We start from the raw sequence: 17,853 nt of genomic DNA, 5'->3' as shown, positions 1-17,853 counted from the left end.
TTTGACGAGTTTTTTGATGAACTGGAAAGGAGAGGTTTGAATATTAAATGGACAAAAAAACGCACCCACAACAAGGTGTATAAATCATAATGGCTTCGCCATATAACAATTCATACACGCAACGTGATGCATTCAAACGAACTCACTTAACTATAATAAATAAGAATGAGAACATTTCTAAAAGCTTTTCTCTTTTTAATAATCTTATTGATAATTGATTTTTTATTTCGAAAGGGGTTTATCGCAAACTTTTTTCCCTTCCAGTTACCTAATAATCTTACAATATTATTCTTGTTTTCACTATTTGTATTTTTCAGTTTGCTAATTACCAAATGGTTTTGCAAAAAGGATAAAATGACGCTGAAAGATTTAGGAATTTCATTGGATTCAAAAAACCGATTCGAATTTCTTTACGGATTTTTAATTGGATTTGTTCTATGGGCAATTGTTTCAATTGTACAATCCTACACGGCAAAGTTCTCATGGGAATTAAGACCTAACATCTCACTTTTTAATATCATTTATGGACTCCTTTTCATTTTTATCGCAGATTTAGGTACAGAGCTTTTTACAAGAGGCTACCCATTGAAAAGATTGGAAAATAGTTTTGGAGCTAATGCTGCAATTATCATCATGGTTTTCTTTGTAGGATTTAAAAGTTATTCGTTTGAAAATCAAGGAGAATTGCTCATGTATAGTATTTTAATTCCTGCGTTACATACTATTTTTTTCAGCATCATCTATTTTAAAACTAAAAGATTGGGTGCTGCTTTAGGAGTTCATACAGGCGCTAATTTTGTAACAATAAGTGTTTTTGACTTAAGAATGGAACAACCAATGCAAGCAATTCCATCAGGAATTTTTCAATCAAATATTGATTTGGAAACTTTATCACTCTCTGCTTTGCAACTTCCATGGGTTTTCATGGCTTTAATATTTAGTGTTGCTACTTATTTTTGGTGGATAAAATATAAACGCAACATAACACTGTATAAACGGCATTAAAACGACTGCTTATTCTCACAGTTACCGCACATTTGAGAAAATGGTAAATAAAACTCCAAAATATATTGGCGATCTATTGGAAAGATATGAATTAGGAGAACGTGAATTCCCAAATTGTGATTTTGAAAAACACGAAAATTTACAACACCTAACTTTAGATAATTCAAATTTAGAAGGTTCATCATTTTTTAGCGCGGACTTTACAGGAACTAGTTTTCGGAATTGTAACTTGACAAATTGCGGATTTAAATGCTGCAAATTTCAAAATGTTGACTTTGAAAATGCTGATTTGAGTGGAGCTGAATTTATAAACTGTAATTTTTTAAATACCAAGTTTGACGGAGCAGACTGGTACGGAAATATAATCTCGACGGAGGATTTTCTGAAAAGAATAAATAAATAAAATATGCTACAACAACATATATGTGGCATAGCGGCTAAGTGATCAATCGAATGAATATTGTATTTTTGGTTAGGCGCAATGCTTGCAAAAGTTAAAGTTAGCAATCACTGCGCAGAAAAATCGAAAAGCATGGTAACATTTTGCTCTGCTACGACACATATATTAAACGTTGCTATTCATTATAAACTAATATTTTAATTATGACAAAACATACACTTCTATTATTTATTCTAATTTTACTCTCATCCTGTAGTAAAGATGATGAGAATAATAACTGTCTATCAAACATAGAAATTGCAACCGTTGCTATTTCAGAATCAGTAATTACCTTAAAATGGGTTGAAACACAAGGATATGCTTCAAATTATGAATACGGATTAAGTGGTTTTTCTTTTGGAAACGGAATTAGCGGCTCAACAACAGAGGAAACAATCACGCTAGAAAACTTACAACCTGGCCAAAAATATGATTTTTATTTGGAATCTATTTGTAGCGAATCATTAACCAGCGATATTTCTAAATACACTTTCACTCTGCTTGAATGTGAGGGGTTAGATATAGAAAAAATTGTCCCTCGAGGTTTTCAGGAAATCGATGGACTTAATGTTTTCGGAATAAATTGGTATCCTCAACTTTTGGGCACTAATTCTTGGGAGTTAGCTATGTTGCCAGCCAATGAAGTTCCTAATGAACAAAATATTATTCCTATTAGTGCACAAGCAAATAATTCTCAACTATATGTAGAGATACCGGAAATTAATCCAGAAGTTAATTATGTGTTCCATATTCGAAGAAAATGTAATGACACTTTTGGATCTTGGGTTCAGAAATCTATCTCTTCGATTGAGCTACAAGACTTTTGTCAGTTCGAAGTAGATATTGAAAATGACACTGAATCATTTAGAATTCATACTACGGGAGGTGTGTTTGCAAATATAATATTTGTGGAAGAGGGTCAAGAGTTTGAAACTGGATTGACATTTAATTCTAATGAAATTTATACTTATGGAGGAAACCCAAATTCCATTTATAATCAATATCCAGATTATTTTAAACCAAATACAACTTACGAACTTTACACTCGTATTCAATGCGGTGCAGGATATAGTAATTATAAATTTACTAAAACTTACACAACTCCTTTAGCAAATGCTGCCGTTGTTTTGGATTCGCAAATTCAAGGAGATAATTTAATCATAAGCTATATTTCTGATTGGGGTTTCAATGCGAATTTCTGTAGACCATACACTAATTATACTAGAGAAATTGAATATGGTATTGCCGGATTTACAGAAGGAGAAGGAATTACAATCAATATTGAAGAAAATGTGTGGCCAGAACAAATTATTATTCCTTTATCAAACTTCGAATCAAATATTGAATATGAGTTTACTATGAGAACTAAATGTAATTCAATAACTAGTGAATGGAATAGACATTGCACTCAAGGATTGCTTCCAAGAGAATCAATATTAATCCCATAAATAAAAAAACGAAATGGCAACAATGGGTAATATTGCATAGCTTCCTAACGTCAGTTACGACAACATACCCGAGCCGTCCGTAAGTTGAAAAAAATAAAATGAACTATAAAATCATATTTTCTTTATCTATTCTTCTGAATATACCGACAATATATGGTCAAAATAATGGCGAGCAACATAAATCAACAAAACTGGAAGAAAGTTTTAACCAGAATGATGAAATTATTAATGAATATTTACTTGATGAATTAAGACCAATTCGAGAAAGTTTTAAAAAAATAAACTCAACAACAAACTGGACTGAAATTAAAGAAAAAGAACTTCGGGAAACTACAGAAGGTGGAGAAGCCAAATTTTATTATTTAAAAGATGATTTGAGTAAAATTGTAACTATACAGTTTGGTAAGACCTTTCAGAAACTGACAGAATATTATCTTTCTGATAATGGACTTTCCTTTGTTTTCGAAAAATCTTATAAAGATAACAGACCTATTTATTACGATTCAAAAACCAAAGAAGAGAATAATGATACCGAAGAATTTGACTTTGAGAAATCTGAAATAATTGAGGAGAGAAGTTATTTTAAAAGTAATAAGTTAATTCATCAGCTGAATAATCAAGATTGTGGATCTCCTTTTCCTTTAGACTATCTTTTGAAAGAGGAAAAAAGAATAATTACAAATTTTCAGAGCTTGATGAAAATTAAATAAAAAAACGAACGCACAACAAAGCGTATGAAATCATATTAGCTGAACCCTATATGATCCATAGCCGAGACAATTGTGTAAAATATAATAAATGGAAAACGAATACTCAATCTTTAGAAAATATAAAACGCTTGAACAAGCAAAAGACCTAGAAGAATTATTATTAAAAAATGGAATTGATTCAATTATTGCTGACAATGTTCCATCTGTTGATTCTATGTTTGGAGCTAACCCTTTAAATAATGAAATTGAGATTCGAATTAAGCAAACTGACTTCAAAAAAGCAGAACAAATTCTTGAATTACAAGCGGAAAACTTAATTAACGAAGTTGATAAAGATTATTACCTATTTGAATTTACAAAGGAGGAATTATATGAGATTCTTCTAAAATCAGATGAATGGAATGAGTTTGATTATAAACTTGCTCAAAAAATATTACAAGACAGAGGAAAATCTATTAACGAGGAATTATTAAACTCCCTTAAAAAAGAAAGATTAGAGCAATTAGCTAAACCGGAGGGAAACCAAAAATCTTGGATTATTGCAGGTTATTTTTTTGCAATATTAGGAGGAATGTTAGGTTTGATTATCGGATACTTCCTATGGACTTCTAAAAAAACTTTACCAAATGGACAAAAAGTATATTCCTACACAAATAAAGACAGAAGACATGGTAAATATATATTCTATATTGGATTAATAGTTTTCCCCACAGCCTTTTTAATACGATTTTTAAACCAATTATAAAACGACACACAACAGTTTGTATATTGCATATGCCGTCTTCGGCAAGCAAACGCAACATGTAAGGAACGTTGTAGGCAACACAAAATAAAAATAATTCTAATCAAATTTTAGGATAGATTTATGAGTAAAGAAACTTTTAAGAATAGAATGAACAAATTACCAGACGATGAATTGATGGCTATTCTTAAAAAAAGGCATCAATATCAAAAAGATGCTGTAAATGCTGCCATTGACGTAGCTGAATCTCGGAATCTAAATTTTGAAGAGATTAGGAAAGAAATTGTTGATGAACGAGTTAACGTAGAAATTCATCAAAACGAACTAAATAAAGAACGGAAGCTAAAAATAATTAAACTAACACCAAAGACTATAGGAATCTATCAGATTGTTGGGGGAATGTTCTTAATTTTATCTTCTTTATTTATTTCACCATTCCAACTGAAAACAATTACCCTAATATTCTTAGCATTACTTGCTTCGTTTTCAATAATTGCAGGATATTTATTGTTAAAGGAGAAAAAAAATGGAATATTATTGTCTGTAATTAACCAAGCCCTTCAAATTATAAAATTTCAGATTTTTAGTTATGGGTTCAAATACTATACTCCATTATATCTAGGATTAGTAATTACTGATGAATTAAGTTTTGGACTCGACATACAGCCTGGAATGTCATTTATTCTTGGACCATCAGAACCTGAATACAGCATGTTTTTCGGTATAAATCTGATTGCTATATTTGCTATTTACTATGTATACAAATACAAAAAATTAAAGACAAATAAATAAGCTATTTACAACACCATATATTTGATCATAGCAGCAAAGTGATCAATCGAATGGTTCTTGTATATTTGGTAAGGTGCAATGCTTGCAAGAAGTAAAAATTAACAACCAATGCGCATCCGCCTGAGGACAGACAGTAAAAAATCGAAAAACAAGGTAACATTTTGCTCTGCTACGATACATATATAAAACGTTACAGCATATATGAAAAAAGTATTAACTATAATATTAATTGGAATTATCTCGATGGGATTATTTAGTTTCTTAAAAAAAGAAAAAAAGGTTTCGGCAAAGGAAAATACGCCGATTTTAGGTTTTGTTCTTTTGGAGGATTCAAATTCATTTGACCTAATTGGAATGGTCAAAGAACTAAAAAACAAATGGAATTTAGATGTTAATGACGAAGATGCAGACGACAAAGCTGCAGTTTTGAAGATTGGAGATTATAATATTGCGATAGCAAATATTCCTGCCCCTATTCCAGAAAACGAAGTCGAAAAAACAGCTGAATACAACTATTTTTGGAAAAATGGTGTTAAAGAATCCGCTAATCATAAGGGACATATAGTTTTGTCAATTACGAATGCTGGAAAAAATGTAGTTCAGGAAAATCTTCTATATTGTAAAGTAGCTTCTGCTGTTATGAATAATAGCAAATCATTAGGCATCTATATTGGAGGAAGAACCCTCGTATTAAAAAAGGAGTTTTATTTAGAAAATGTAAAGATGATGAGTGACGATGATCTTCCATTATATAACTGGATCTATTTTGGACTAATAAAAGAAAATGGAAAACAATCTGTTTATACTTATGGTCTGAAGGATTTCGGAAAAAAGGAAATGGAAATTATCAACTCTAATCATTCTATTGAAGAACTTAATGAAATGATGTTTGACTTGGCTCATTATGTAATTGCTTATAATGTTAAATTAAAAGCTGGAGAAACTATTGGAATCTCTGCTGAACAAAAATTAAAGATTTCTGAATCAAAAGGGAAATTTCTTGATGGAACAACTTTAAAAATTGAATACTAAAAACATTCCGTAACACTGTATATGAAATCATAGCTGTCTAACTACAAGCTACGACACATATAGTAAACGTTGGTAGTAATTTAAACCCAATTTTGTGGTAGAAAAAAAAGACATCGAAAAACTAATCGTTCAGAATAAAAAAAGTAATCTGAAAGCGCATTGGAATGATTCATTTTTTTACAACACAACAAAATACAGCGGAGAAATTAAACCGAATGAACTTTTGATCTGGCGTTCCTCTAATTTTTTGCGTAGTGTGTATCCAATTTTCCATCTGACTTTTGACCAAAATGGCAAACTGAACGGAATTAAGACGGAGAAAAATCCTTATCACAAACTACTTAATAAAATTACAATTGGAGTTTTAACTGTTTTTGTTTCTGGTTTGTTCCTCTCAACCGACTTAAAAACTGCAATTATCGGAACAATCGGAATCATATTGATCATAACTTTATTGAGTTTGGTTTTAGGAAAATCAAAAAAGTATGAAACTAAACTAATCACCGACGAGCTAAAAGAGGCAATTGAAAATATCGAACTGTTAAATAATTCTGAAATTATTAACAGGCCAAAATCAAAATTAAAAAAAGAAAAGGTTAAGGAATGGACTGTAAGGAAAGTATTGACAAGACTTCTTCTCTATCCTTTTTGTTTTTTTGCTCTTTACCTTTTTGTACAAATGATTTTAAACCCTGACCCAAATCATATAAGGCAAAGACCTTACGGAATTGTAGGTGTCATATTTATCGGAGTATATTTGATAACTGACATAATAATTATTCTTAAAAACTTAATAAAAAAATAAAAGTTACAATTAACACGACATACTTGATCATAGCAGCAAAATGATCAATCAAATGTTTGTTGTATTTTTGGTAAGGCGCAATGCTCACAGAGTGGAAAAGTTAGCAACCAATGCGCAGAAAAATCGAAAAACAGGGTAACATTTTGCTCCGCTACGATACATATAGTAAACGTTAGCCTACATATGAAAAAAACACTTTTGATATTATTTATACTTGTTGTAAACATTAGTTACGGACAAGAAATCTCAAAAACTCAATTGGAATCCGATTTTTTAGAATACAGCAATCTGATTTCCAAAGGGGAATTTGAAAAAGCAGTTGATTTTATGCCAACATATTTTTGGAGTGTGTACAAGAAAAATGAATTTCTGACTAAAATGGAGCGAGTTGCAAAACAAATGGATTCAATCTCTATTAATAATTTCAAAATTGTTAATATTAGCGAAATCATCAAATCGAAAAATAAGAAATTTAAAATTATAGTGTACTCATCTGATGTAGAATTTGACTTTTCAAAAACTCCTGAGAGAGTAATTGAACAATATAAATCCCAATTTGGAATTAAAAATGTAAAAATAGATACTATAAACAAACTGATTAAAATAAAAAACAACAGTCAAATGGTTTCTGTTTTTGATGAGAAGTTAAAAAAGTGGAAATATTTGGAATATAATCCTCATATAATAAAAAGGGTTTACGGAATCGAAACACAAGCTGAACTGAAAAAACACGTACGCTAACACTATATATTTGATCATAGCAGCAAAGTGATCAATCGAATGGTTCTTGTATATTTGGTAAGGTGCAATGCTTGCAAGAAGTAAAAATTAGCCACAAATGCATAGAAAGATCGAAAAACAAGGTAACATTTCACCCTGCTAAGACACATATATTAAGCGTTATACACAATTTGATTAAATCTACCTAATTAATGACCAAATCTCAAACTTTGAGCTTATTAAAAGCTACTGGAAAATCAGCTTTGGTAATTCTGACTGTTTTTTTGATTCACATTTACTCAATTGCGTTTATTGAAAAAATTGAGCGTCCGAATTTCAAAAACCTAACTACAATTGAATTTATTATAATTGGAATAATTTTGCTGATTTTGATTTTTATAAATCTAAAATGGGTTTTCGGATTTTTTAAACCAAAAAAATAAAAACTTAATGGAAACATCATTATTGACTTCTTTAATTGGACTCGTAATTTTTTCGATATTAATATATTTTGGATCTAAATATGCAAGTGGAAAATGGGACGTGTCTGAATCCAAAAAATCTGAATATCTAAATTGGACAAATAAACATGGAAAAACAATAAAAAAAGGAATAATAATTATATCAATCATTTATGGAATTTCAATGTTAATTCAAATTTCAAATCTGACATAAAAAACTGCGTACAACACCATATATGTAATCATAGTAGTAAAGTGATCAATCGATTGGCTGTTGTGTTTTTATAAGGGCGCAATGTTTACAGAGTGGAAAAGTTAGCAACCAATGCGCAGTTTTTATCGAAATTAGGGTAACATTTTGGGCTGCTACGATACATATATAAAAGATTAACTTCAATTAATAGATGAATATACTAAGTAATATTTTAATCGAAATAAAATTGATTGCCCAAGATGTCTGGGAAAAGGGTATGTGGATTTAAGTGATATCAAAAGGTTAAATAAAGAACTTAAATGGGGACCAGGAGAATGTGCATATTGCAACGGGAAAGGGAAAATCAATCCTAAAATTAAAAAAAAGATACCTGTTGATATGACCTATTTAACAACAGATCTAAGTAAACAGGAAAGGAAAAAACTAATTAACAATGATAAACAGGCATTAATTAAAGGCCTTGTCTCTGAAAAAAAAGCGGATGATCTTATAAAACAAGTAGAATTTCTTCATTTTGAAGGAAAACTAAACCCCGACAAAATAGTTGAATTATTTTTAATTCCTCAAAATGAAATATCATCTACTGAAAAACAAGAATTACTCGATTATATAGTAAGAATAATTGAACACAAAAAATAAAAATCTATAGATAAACAGATAGGCTCAAGCTGATTTGCCTTACTTCGATTCATACATAAAATGTTAGTATACATTGTAAATAAAACTTAGAGGAATGATAAAATTTGATAAATCTGTTATATTCAAAATTATATATGTATTAGTTGGTTATGTAATATTATTTCAATTTAAAAACTTTGAATTGGCTTTAATTTTGATATTCCTACCATACCTAATTTCTTCTATTTTATCCTATCAAAAATTTGAAAAAAGTATTGATAACGAAAATCATATTATGTTATCCAAAAGCAATTTTGACTACTCGAATTTCGGTTTTGTGGCTTTAATAGTGATCTTTTGTATATCTGACTTGAATGCTTATACCGCCATATTACTAACATTATCATTGATTTATTTGTTTCTTGAATATACCGTATCTAAACGAAGAGTAATATTTATTGATAAAAATAGAATTGACGAATTTGGAAAAGATAAGCACAGAGAAATGAACGAAATTACATCACTCGAAATTTATCCAAATAACGTTGAATTTCGGTTTAATGAATATGAAATCCTTCAAATTAACCAAAATGAATTAGTTCGACCAAATTGGGAAGACTTTGTAATAAGAATAACGGAATTAAAAACGTATGCTAACAAGATGCATAAATCAAAGTGGCTTCACCTCTGTTATCCATGCATACAACGTTACCATTAATTATTAGCAAAAAACATAGAAATTTAAAATATGAACCTAAACTTAAAAAACATCGCTGTTGCTTTATTAACATTTACTTTTCTTTCTTGTGATAGCAATGACCTTTCTGATACTGAAGAAAATCAAAGTGAACCTATTTTATTAAAACATTATTATTTCGAAGGTAAGCTTGATAATGAACCTTTCTTAATAGAAAAAAAAATATATGATAAATTTTATTCTGATGACAAACCCTTTAATATAGATTATGGAGGAACTCTTATTAATTGCAGTGAAACCACTGATAATGGGGTGCCATCTAATTGCTATACTATATATGGAAGTGGTATAATTATTTATGAATCAATTCACCCTAGTGAAATTGGAAAACACAATACAGCAAAAGCCTACTTCGGAAGAATCAATGTTGAGAAAAGAGAATTTAGTTCAGAATTAGAAGCTCTTAGAGAGTTTTTAATGAATAAAGACCTTAAATTCCGAAGAGACTTTGGAAATCCTTTACAAAATGGTGATTTTGCTTTTGACTTTTTCCCTTCTGGTACTAACGACACTTATTATTCAACAAGATTTAACGATAATAGTGAATTTTTAGCGCAAATAACTAATATTATAGAAGATTCTGATAATAATTTCATCGAAATAGAAGGTATAGTGGAAAAATGTAAACTTTATGATCTTAAAGAAAGAGATACATATAAGCTGCTAACCGATTTTAAATTCCGCATCCAAATCAATTCTGGATTTAATTTCAATAACTATAACGATAATTGAAAAAACTGTACCAACAAGATCTTTAGTGCATACAAAAAACACATCGTACAAGCGATGCTGTAGGTAATAGGAGAAACTTATTAAACCACTAACCGAATGAAGAAAATATTATTAGTTACTTTATTAATCTCTCTACTGAGTTGTGGAAATGAAAAAGAATCATTTAAGTGGAACTTTGACTCCGACAGCAAATACATTTATTCATTCTCACAAATAACAAATAGTGAGAATAAAATGAAGAAAGAGGAAAAAAGTAACAAATCATTCATCAGCGGAAATGGAAAAATGATAATCAATGGAAAATCCAAAAATTTAGCTGATTTAAGTTTTGAAGAAATTAAGGTGAAACTTAAAAATGATTTTAGCAGGGATACAATATCTGACACACAACCAAACTCGATAATTCAAGGTTTACAATCTAATGGAACGTTTCAGGTGACTTCGCCCTCAAATGATTTTATACGTCTATTACTTCCATTACCGCACAAGAAATTAAGCATTGGAGATACTTGCAAAGTTTCTCTTAATGTACCCTTTAATATCAATGGTTCATTAATTAACTCTAAAGGTTTTAATACTTTGACTTTTTCTAATTATGAAGATATTGAAGGACATAAATGTGTCGTCTTAAATGGAGAAATTAACGTTTCAAAGTTAGATTTACCGGACAGTTTTGAGGGTAACTATAAACTAACTCAAATTGGAAAAGGAAAATATTATTTTGACATAGAAAAAGGTATCTACATAAAATCAAAAGTTAAATTTGAATTAACAACTTTAGCAGACAATGAAGACCTTTATATGAGCTCTAAAAGCTCGCATGAATATGAAATTAATTTCTTAGATAAAATAGATAAATCAAAAGAGATTACAAAAACAAAAAAAGCATTGATCAATGAGCCTGTTAACTCACCTTATGATATTGCCAAAACCGTAATTGAATTTCTACAAAGAAAAGATACAATCAAGTATTTAAACATAGCTATTCCGTTAGACAAACAGAAAAAACTTTTTGTGGATAACATAAAATACAATCCTCTAGAAAATGATACTATGGCAATCTATCGAGAGCTAAAAAGAAAATATGATGATAGAGTTGACAACTTTTTAGTCAGAGCAGGATACATATTAGAAATAATGGAAGAAGATAAAGGCTTCGATATTGAGAAAGCCACTATAGATACAATATATTACAAGCACGAAAAAACTAAAAATTATGGTGGTTTTGGTAGAACTATTATAGGAAATTGGGCAGATTTAACTGTCGAAATGAATTTTAACAACCAAAAGTATTATTTCGAAATACCTCAAATCATAAAAGTTGAAAATCAGTGGTACCTATATTATCCTGAATACTATTTGCGAGATGAAAAAGAAAGGAAATTTGTTGATAAAAGAGTTAAAGAACTAAAACAAAAATCAGAGGAATTCTGGAAATAAATAACACTACCTACAACAATTTGTATATTGCACATGCACCCTGCAGGATGCAAATGTATCATACAAGAAACGTTGGCAAACATTAAAGAGTTCTAATGAAATTCAAAAAACTTCTATTATCAATTTTATTTTACTTCATAGTTTTTATTATAAATGGTCAAAGTTTTAAAATAGATGAGAGAAGTACTGAGCGGTATATGAACTATTTCAACCAAATATATGCAATTGAAAAATCTTTAATCTCAAAACAAATAGACCCTAAAGTTGAATTTGCAAATGGAATGATTGATGCTGATGTATTTAAAAAAATGGCTAATAAATTTCAAAAAAACTTACCAAATTCCTTCTTTAAAAATTCCAACGGAATCCCAATAATCGATACAAACAAAATAATTGCTCATCAAAACTTTGTAAAATGGACTTACGCGAAACTTAACACAAATAATGAGGTTGATGTCTATTTACAATTAATAGTATACTTTCAGGTGAAAGAAAAAATTCACTTTCCGAAAATTGAACGAATTGAGATTATAGAAAAAGAGAAATTAAATAATGTTAATTTAGATCGAATCGTAAAATTGTATAAAACAAGAAAAGAGATGGAGAAAAATGCTCCTCCTCCGCCTAAGTTTTAAAATAAAAACGATTTGCGCTGCTACGATACATATATTAAACGTTGCTACCATTGACATGAAGAATTTTGAATCATTAAATAGAGAATTATTGGAAGCTAGATTGGAGACTCGAGCTTTCCTGAATGAAGAGACGAGCCCCATTTCAATTTTAGTGAATACAAAAACCTCTTCAAAGCCTTACAAAGAAATACTAATTAAATATTTGGACATTCTCAAAGGGAATGAATTGGAGATGGTAATTCGAGCATTGTCTGAAAAAGGAATGAAAGACGTTGCTCCACTGTTGATTAAGATTTTAAATAATTCGGAAAACTATCCGAATTTGGACCTTTGGGCAGTAGGAAATGCAATAAGCGTAATTGATGATAGTTCAACTTATGATGAAGTCCTAAAAATCTGCCAATCTCCTAAATACGGAGCTTCCAGACAAATGATGATGACCACGTTGAGAAAAATGAAAACTGAAGAATCATTTAAAACTTTGATTATCTCACTTCAGGATGACTCAATCCGTGGACATGCAATTGACGAGCTAAGAAAATGGGGAGATCCTAGAGCGTTGATACCAATTGAAAACGTTGAAGTAAGAAAAGAGCTTTTTGAGGCAAAAGCGAAGAAAAAAGCAATTGAAAAATTAAAAACGGCAGCCAACAATGGCTATAAAGTATATATCTAACTAACCAAACCGTTTCCACGCTTCATAGCTGGAACGTTTTAAGCACAACCTTAAATCGAACTTTGTAACACCTATCCAATTCATGTATCTAACAAGAAAAAAATGTATGAATCAACTGGGAGATAAATATTCAGAGAAAAAAAATATAGAACTATTGAAATCCTCTTTGGATGGTAACAAAGATGCATTGAATCAGCTCATAAAAATCCACAGACCGTATATTTTCAATGTGGCTTGGAAATTTACCTTTGACCCTCAAGACGCAGAAGATTTAACTCAAGAAGCACTTATCAAGGTAATCACCAAGCTATCACAATTTAAATTCGAAAGTCAATTTAGAACTTGGCTCTATCGCATTGTATTTAATGAATTTTTATTATCCAAAAGACGAAAAGGAGAAAAACAATTCACGGATTTTGAAAATCAAGGAAAACGACTTGACTCTATTGAAAATGCAACAGTAGACGAAAGTGAAGAAAAGGAATACGAGGAATTGGCAAAGGAGCTCAGATATCGTTGTCTATCTGGTATGATAATGTGTCTTACTAGGGAGCAAAGACTTTTATTTATTGTAGGAGAAACGTTTGGAGTCGACCATAATTTAGGCTCTGAAATATTCGGAATGACGAAAGCTAACTATAGAGTAAAGCTTCACAGAGCAAGAAAGGAATTAATTAACTTTATGCAACAAAAATGCGGACTGATGAACTCGAAAAACCCCTGCAGATGTGGCAAAAAGGCAAAAACTATGCACAAGAATGGTTATCTCACTGAAGACCAACAATTTTTCAATGTAGGTTACAAAACCAAAGTAGCAGACTATGCTTTTCAGAACAGTGAATTGGTTGCCGATATTGTAGATAAAAAGCATTTAGAGTTACTTAGAGATATTCCAGCGAAGGATGATTTTTCTAAAGAAACTATTGTTGAAGAAATTATTGGAAATAATGTATTACTAGATTTTTTTGAGCTAAACTAGTACTGATTCATACGTATAAAAAAGCCCGTGATTTTGATAATCACGGGCTTTTTATTTTTCATTCTGTAACACCAGAGAGTTTTCTGTATCAAAAAGGCAAATTAAAAATCTAAACAAAATGGACATAAAAAAAGAAATCGTAATCAACCGTCCCGTTCAAGAGGTATGGGAAGTGCTGGGAAATCAATTTACAACTGCCTACAAATGGGCAAGAGGGTTAACTCATTCAGAAGGTTTTGGAAAACCAAAATTTGATGGAGCGGAATGCAGCAAAAGAACTTGTGAAGTTCCTGGCTTTGGAACAATTCAGGAAGACATCAAGAAATTCGACTCCAAAAACTACGTGTTGGCTTATGAAGTCGTGAAAGGATTCCCAGGTTTTATCACTTCTGCTATTAATACATGGACTTTAGAACGAAAGGGAAGCAATACACTTCTACACATGCACATGAAAATGCAAACCAAAGGTTTTAAAGGTGCCATTATGGGACCAATGATGAAAATGCAACTCAACAAAGCGGTAGCAGGGGTTATTGAAGACCTAAAAATATTTGTCGAAACAGGTAAACCAAGCGATTATAAACAAAAGGAATTGGAAAAAAACAGAAAGAAAGTAGCTTAATTCTGTAACACATCAATGAATACTGTATCAAAAGGTAAATTATAAAAATCATTAACAATGAAAATTAAAAATCTATTATTAAGCACATTAGTTCTTCTATTAAGTGCAAATTTGGCTTCTGCTCAAAGTATGGGAGAGCCAAAAGTTCAATTCAGTAAAATAATAAACAAGTCCGCAGATAAGTTTTGGAAGACAGTAAGGCAAATGGACAAAATTGACAAATACTCTTCAAATATTGCAAGAGTTGAATGGACTGGAAATATTGGAAAAGGAGGTCAAAGAGTATGTTATACACCTGATGGTAAAGGTTACTTCAAGGAAAAGATTGTAGCTTATAACGAATCAGCAAAAAGTTTTTCATATTCCTTATTAGAAGGAGCTCCTGTAAAAGGAATGATCAACACTATAAAGGTAGTTGATCTAGGTAACGGCAAATGTGTATTTGTATTTTGGTCTGATTATGAACAGTTTGTCGAGAATCCACAAATGAAACAGGAGCAATTCCATGCGTTCATGATCAATTCTCTAGAAGAAATGACAAAAAAAATGGCTAAAGACTCATAAAAGGCAGTGCCTAACAATGTGCGTAAGTAATAACGGTTTGCGTGAGAACTCTAACCGTTATTTCGTTTTTATAAGTATTTTGCTATTCGACAGCTTAGTGGTATGAAACCCGCTACTGCTAATGCACGCAACGTTGTAACTGATTAAATAACAATCCAATAATAATATACGACGATTCAGAAGAAAAACATAATTAGACTCGGTAAGTTATTGGAATTTGCAACTGTCAAATTATTTAAAACAAATTATGAAACCAAAAACTCTGTGTCTAGTTGGATTACTTTTTTTCGTTACCAGTTACGTATTTTTTTCTCAAGGTTCGTTAAGTGAACAAAAACATATTGATCTAGCTCACTGGTTTAATTTAACTGGAGCCGTACTATTAATCAATTTTAATAATGTCTTTCCAAAGAATAGATTAAATTCCATCGCATCAGTTTTGACAGCAATAGGGGTTATTGCCCACATTGGACTTTGTACAATTGATTTCATTATGCGGAGCTTCGGAAATGATCATGTCGGAAGGAATGAATTAAGAGAACAAATTAACAATACGCCACTAATTCTATATCCATTTGTGATTATCGGACCATCTTTACTTTTTGTTGGGCTAGCAGCACACGCTTTGAATTTTATCAAAACGAATCCGATTGCTTCTCTTATGGTTATAATTGGCGGACCATTTGTTGGACTCTCCTATTTTATTTGGAATGATGGAATTTTAATGTTAGTCAGCTGTATTATCTTCTCATCTGGATTAGGGATACTTCTATACAGAAATGAAATACAAAATATAAAGAATAAAGCGTTACGACAAAATATATGATTTCGTAGCAACTAAGTGATTAACCGAAAGATTAGTGTATTTTTGATAAGGAGCAATATTTTCATAATAGAAAAAGTTAACAACCAATATGTATTCTCCTAAGTCGGACAGAAAAAAATCATAAAAGAAGGTAACATTTTGCTCTGCTACAACACATATATTAAATGTTGTGCAACATATGAGAACTGAATACTTGAAAATTAAAATTGGAATATTATTAACACTTCTGTGCAATCTTTTAAATGCACAGCAATCTGAAATGAGCGTAAATCAAAATAACTACAATTCTGATTTTACTACTAACGCTGAATTAGACAAACAATTCGAATCCAAATTAAAAAGCGACGAGGAATTTAAACTGATTGCATCACCAAACGCTGACGGAAAAATTTCAGTTTATATTCAAAATAATACTTCTGACACAATTTCAATTTCTCATCAGGATTACAAAATTCACATTCTACAAGAAGCAGTAGATAAAGAAGGAATTTGGAAACCAATAGAATATTGGGAAAGCTCTGAATGTGGAAACAGTTTTGGGGAAATAAAAATTGAGCCAAATGGAGTAATTGAAACTAAATCGACAAAGTATAATGGAGATTTTAAAACCAAAATTCGATTTAAGTTAAGTGAGAACAATAAAGTGTATTATTCAAATGTAATTGAGGGAAATATCAATCTGAATAAATTTATTATGCCAACTGATTTTAGTTTTACTTGGCCTCTAGAAATTATTAGTAACCTAGGCAAGAAAACACCAATGGGATTACAAAAGAAAGTGGTTTTTCTGAAACCAAACGGAATGGAAGAATTTAATAAGTTTTTGGAAAATTCATTACGCAATAAAAACTAAAAAAGAATACATTGCACAACAACATATATGTACCATAGCAGCAAAGTGACAAATCGATTGGTACTTGTATTTTTGGTAAGGTTCACTGATTGCGGAAAGTAAAAGTTAGCAACCAATGCGTAGAAAAATCAAAAAGCAAGGTTACATTTTGCTCTGCTACGACACATATATAAAACGTTGGTAGTAATTTAAATGAAATACACACGAATAAAAATATTGCTACTCTGTTTCACCTCAATAGTTATCGCGTGCTCGACAAAAAAAGGACTTATTAAAAGAGAAAAAACAGAATTTGGAACAGTAAAATATTACGTTCAAACTGAACTAAAAAAAGACAATTATTTGGAGTCTGCATCGAATACCCTAAACGACCAAAAACGAATTGTAATAAAAGTAGCGGATTCTGTTTTTTACAGTTTGTATTCAGACGAAATTAATAAGCTAACTAATAAAGACCAAAATTCGGTTTATCAACTATTTTATGGAGAAATACCTAAAGAAGCTGATGCTCAAATTGCTTATCAAAAAATATCTGAGTTGGATTCATTGGTATTAACTAAATCAAATAAAATATTGGACTCACTGAGTTGGAATAATTTTAAACGCTGGAATGGAGCAACAGGTTTTGTAATAGAAGTTATTTATTATCATGGATTTCCAAAAAATAAAAAATTTAAACCATACTAAAATAGAATAAAGAACTATTAGCAAAACCATATATACGTAATCATAGCAGCTAGGTGATCAATCGAAAGATTAGTGTATTTTTGGTAAGGTACAATG

General features: G+C 30.5%; 22 protein-coding genes. 21 read left to right on the top strand and 1 reads right to left on the bottom strand.

The features are described 5' to 3' along the window. Positions 1 to 354 precede the first annotated feature (354 nt). From ACWNT5_RS20505 to ACWNT5_RS20420, 18 genes are all read left to right on the top strand, one after another. Entirely contained in the window at positions 355 to 1,005 is a 651-nt protein-coding gene (locus tag ACWNT5_RS20505) for a CPBP family intramembrane glutamic endopeptidase (RefSeq protein ID WP_299609659.1), read from the top strand. A 40-nt stretch (positions 1,006 to 1,045) separates the two neighbouring features. Further along, a complete protein-coding gene (locus ACWNT5_RS20500) occupies positions 1,046 to 1,408 on the top strand; it encodes a pentapeptide repeat-containing protein (RefSeq protein WP_299609656.1) in 363 nt (120 codons plus the stop codon). A gap of 200 nt (positions 1,409 to 1,608) precedes the next feature. Next, positions 1,609 to 2,892, top strand: a complete 1,284-nt coding sequence (locus ACWNT5_RS20495; protein ID WP_299609653.1) for a hypothetical protein — start codon at positions 1,609 to 1,611, stop codon at positions 2,890 to 2,892. A 98-nt stretch (positions 2,893 to 2,990) separates the two neighbouring features. Next, a complete protein-coding gene (locus ACWNT5_RS20490; RefSeq protein WP_299609650.1) occupies positions 2,991 to 3,602 on the top strand; it encodes a hypothetical protein in 612 nt (203 codons plus the stop codon). Between the two features lie 88 nt (positions 3,603 to 3,690). Beyond that, positions 3,691 to 4,347 (top strand): hypothetical protein, encoded by a 657-nt coding sequence (locus ACWNT5_RS20485; protein ID WP_299609648.1) that lies wholly within the window; start codon positions 3,691 to 3,693, stop codon positions 4,345 to 4,347. A gap of 120 nt (positions 4,348 to 4,467) precedes the next feature. After that, positions 4,468 to 5,136, top strand: a complete 669-nt coding sequence (locus ACWNT5_RS20480; RefSeq protein ID WP_299609645.1) for a hypothetical protein — start codon at positions 4,468 to 4,470, stop codon at positions 5,134 to 5,136. 201 nt (positions 5,137 to 5,337) lie between these two features. Then, complete coding sequence (locus ACWNT5_RS20475) at positions 5,338 to 6,168, top strand: DUF4261 domain-containing protein (protein WP_299609642.1); 831 nt, start codon at positions 5,338 to 5,340, stop codon at positions 6,166 to 6,168. A gap of 94 nt (positions 6,169 to 6,262) precedes the next feature. After that, positions 6,263 to 6,973: a hypothetical protein gene (locus ACWNT5_RS20470; RefSeq protein WP_299609640.1), complete on the top strand. Its 711-nt coding sequence runs from the start codon at positions 6,263 to 6,265 to the stop codon at positions 6,971 to 6,973. Positions 6,974 to 7,156: 183 nt separating this feature from the next. Beyond that, a complete protein-coding gene (locus tag ACWNT5_RS20465; RefSeq protein ID WP_299609637.1) occupies positions 7,157 to 7,714 on the top strand; it encodes a hypothetical protein in 558 nt (185 codons plus the stop codon). Between the two features lie 912 nt (positions 7,715 to 8,626). Then, on the top strand, positions 8,627 to 9,007 hold the full coding sequence (locus tag ACWNT5_RS20460) for a hypothetical protein (RefSeq protein ID WP_299609635.1): 381 nt from the start codon (positions 8,627 to 8,629) through the stop codon (positions 9,005 to 9,007). Between the two features lie 94 nt (positions 9,008 to 9,101). After that, the gene (locus tag ACWNT5_RS20455) at positions 9,102 to 9,704 is read left to right on the top strand and encodes a hypothetical protein (RefSeq protein ID WP_456518433.1); all 603 of its coding nucleotides are present in this window, start codon (positions 9,102 to 9,104) and stop codon (positions 9,702 to 9,704) included. Positions 9,705 to 9,734: 30 nt separating this feature from the next. Beyond that, positions 9,735 to 10,475, top strand: coding sequence for a hypothetical protein (locus ACWNT5_RS20450; protein WP_299609629.1), 741 nt, complete (start codon positions 9,735 to 9,737; stop codon positions 10,473 to 10,475). Between the two features lie 96 nt (positions 10,476 to 10,571). Next, positions 10,572 to 11,915 (top strand): hypothetical protein, encoded by a 1,344-nt coding sequence (locus ACWNT5_RS20445; RefSeq protein ID WP_299609626.1) that lies wholly within the window; start codon positions 10,572 to 10,574, stop codon positions 11,913 to 11,915. Between the two features lie 95 nt (positions 11,916 to 12,010). Next, positions 12,011 to 12,550, top strand: a complete 540-nt coding sequence (locus tag ACWNT5_RS20440; protein WP_299609623.1) for a hypothetical protein — start codon at positions 12,011 to 12,013, stop codon at positions 12,548 to 12,550. Then, entirely contained in the window at positions 12,525 to 13,226 is a 702-nt protein-coding gene (locus ACWNT5_RS20435) for a HEAT repeat domain-containing protein (protein WP_299609620.1), read from the top strand. The genes ACWNT5_RS20440 and ACWNT5_RS20435 overlap by 26 nt, the downstream gene beginning before the upstream one ends. A gap of 106 nt (positions 13,227 to 13,332) precedes the next feature. Continuing rightward, positions 13,333 to 14,205 carry an RNA polymerase sigma factor gene (locus tag ACWNT5_RS20430; RefSeq protein WP_456518432.1) on the top strand — a complete coding sequence of 291 codons (873 nt, stop codon included), beginning with the start codon at positions 13,333 to 13,335 and terminating at the stop codon, positions 14,203 to 14,205. 118 nt (positions 14,206 to 14,323) lie between these two features. Next, a complete protein-coding gene (locus tag ACWNT5_RS20425) occupies positions 14,324 to 14,827 on the top strand; it encodes an SRPBCC family protein (RefSeq protein WP_456518431.1) in 504 nt (167 codons plus the stop codon). Positions 14,828 to 14,884: 57 nt separating this feature from the next. Then, positions 14,885 to 15,391 carry an SRPBCC family protein gene (locus ACWNT5_RS20420; protein WP_456518430.1) on the top strand — a complete coding sequence of 169 codons (507 nt, stop codon included), beginning with the start codon at positions 14,885 to 14,887 and terminating at the stop codon, positions 15,389 to 15,391. A gap of 351 nt (positions 15,392 to 15,742) precedes the next feature. Here ACWNT5_RS20420 and ACWNT5_RS20415 read toward each other — a convergent pair whose 3' ends face one another. Further along, positions 15,743 to 15,883 (bottom strand): hypothetical protein, encoded by a 141-nt coding sequence (locus tag ACWNT5_RS20415; RefSeq protein ID WP_456518429.1) that lies wholly within the window; start codon positions 15,881 to 15,883, stop codon positions 15,743 to 15,745. Position 15,884: 1 nt separating this feature from the next. Between ACWNT5_RS20415 and ACWNT5_RS20410 the strand changes: the two genes are divergently transcribed. The 3 genes from ACWNT5_RS20410 (at position 15,885) to ACWNT5_RS20400 (ending at position 17,757) form a co-directional block, all read left to right on the top strand. Next, positions 15,885 to 16,217, top strand: coding sequence for a hypothetical protein (locus tag ACWNT5_RS20410; RefSeq protein WP_456518428.1), 333 nt, complete (start codon positions 15,885 to 15,887; stop codon positions 16,215 to 16,217). 178 nt (positions 16,218 to 16,395) lie between these two features. Further along, positions 16,396 to 17,070, top strand: a complete 675-nt coding sequence (locus ACWNT5_RS20405) for a hypothetical protein (RefSeq protein ID WP_456518427.1) — start codon at positions 16,396 to 16,398, stop codon at positions 17,068 to 17,070. A 192-nt stretch (positions 17,071 to 17,262) separates the two neighbouring features. Continuing rightward, positions 17,263 to 17,757 carry a hypothetical protein gene (locus ACWNT5_RS20400; protein ID WP_299609601.1) on the top strand — a complete coding sequence of 165 codons (495 nt, stop codon included), beginning with the start codon at positions 17,263 to 17,265 and terminating at the stop codon, positions 17,755 to 17,757. Positions 17,758 to 17,853: the final 96 nt, after the last annotated feature.

It is taken from the genome of Aquimarina sp. 433, from assembly GCF_054054605.1.
The sequence above is the reverse complement of the archived record's forward strand: the minus strand, read 5'-3'. Positions and strand labels throughout refer to the sequence as shown.

Excerpts from the sequence above, each read along its gene's own strand:
- ACWNT5_RS20435 (WP_299609620.1), top strand. The coding sequence starts at position 12,525 with ATGCTCCTCCTCCGCCTAAGTTTTAAAATAAAAACGATTTGCGCTGCT.
- ACWNT5_RS20465 (WP_299609637.1), top strand. The coding sequence starts at position 7,157 with ATGAAAAAAACACTTTTGATATTATTTATACTTGTTGTAAACATTAGT.
- ACWNT5_RS20415 (WP_456518429.1), bottom strand. The coding sequence starts at position 15,883 with ATGAAATCAATTGTACAAAGTCCAATGTGGGCAATAACCCCTATTGCT.
- ACWNT5_RS20440 (WP_299609623.1), top strand. The coding sequence starts at position 12,011 with ATGAAATTCAAAAAACTTCTATTATCAATTTTATTTTACTTCATAGTT.
- ACWNT5_RS20420 (WP_456518430.1), top strand. The coding sequence starts at position 14,885 with ATGAAAATTAAAAATCTATTATTAAGCACATTAGTTCTTCTATTAAGT.
- ACWNT5_RS20425 (WP_456518431.1), top strand. The coding sequence starts at position 14,324 with ATGGACATAAAAAAAGAAATCGTAATCAACCGTCCCGTTCAAGAGGTA.
- ACWNT5_RS20505 (WP_299609659.1), top strand. The coding sequence starts at position 355 with ATGACGCTGAAAGATTTAGGAATTTCATTGGATTCAAAAAACCGATTC.
- ACWNT5_RS20445 (WP_299609626.1), top strand. The coding sequence starts at position 10,572 with ATGAAGAAAATATTATTAGTTACTTTATTAATCTCTCTACTGAGTTGT.
- ACWNT5_RS20475 (WP_299609642.1), top strand. The coding sequence starts at position 5,338 with ATGAAAAAAGTATTAACTATAATATTAATTGGAATTATCTCGATGGGA.
- ACWNT5_RS20400 (WP_299609601.1), top strand. The coding sequence starts at position 17,263 with ATGAAATACACACGAATAAAAATATTGCTACTCTGTTTCACCTCAATA.
- ACWNT5_RS20455 (WP_456518433.1), top strand. The coding sequence starts at position 9,102 with ATGATAAAATTTGATAAATCTGTTATATTCAAAATTATATATGTATTA.
- ACWNT5_RS20495 (WP_299609653.1), top strand. The coding sequence starts at position 1,609 with ATGACAAAACATACACTTCTATTATTTATTCTAATTTTACTCTCATCC.
- ACWNT5_RS20500 (WP_299609656.1), top strand. The coding sequence starts at position 1,046 with ATGGTAAATAAAACTCCAAAATATATTGGCGATCTATTGGAAAGATAT.
- ACWNT5_RS20480 (WP_299609645.1), top strand. The coding sequence starts at position 4,468 with ATGAGTAAAGAAACTTTTAAGAATAGAATGAACAAATTACCAGACGAT.
- ACWNT5_RS20405 (WP_456518427.1), top strand. The coding sequence starts at position 16,396 with ATGAGAACTGAATACTTGAAAATTAAAATTGGAATATTATTAACACTT.
- ACWNT5_RS20430 (WP_456518432.1), top strand. The coding sequence starts at position 13,333 with ATGAATCAACTGGGAGATAAATATTCAGAGAAAAAAAATATAGAACTA.
- ACWNT5_RS20490 (WP_299609650.1), top strand. The coding sequence starts at position 2,991 with ATGAACTATAAAATCATATTTTCTTTATCTATTCTTCTGAATATACCG.
- ACWNT5_RS20485 (WP_299609648.1), top strand. The coding sequence starts at position 3,691 with ATGGAAAACGAATACTCAATCTTTAGAAAATATAAAACGCTTGAACAA.
- ACWNT5_RS20450 (WP_299609629.1), top strand. The coding sequence starts at position 9,735 with ATGAACCTAAACTTAAAAAACATCGCTGTTGCTTTATTAACATTTACT.
- ACWNT5_RS20410 (WP_456518428.1), top strand. The coding sequence starts at position 15,885 with ATGCGGAGCTTCGGAAATGATCATGTCGGAAGGAATGAATTAAGAGAA.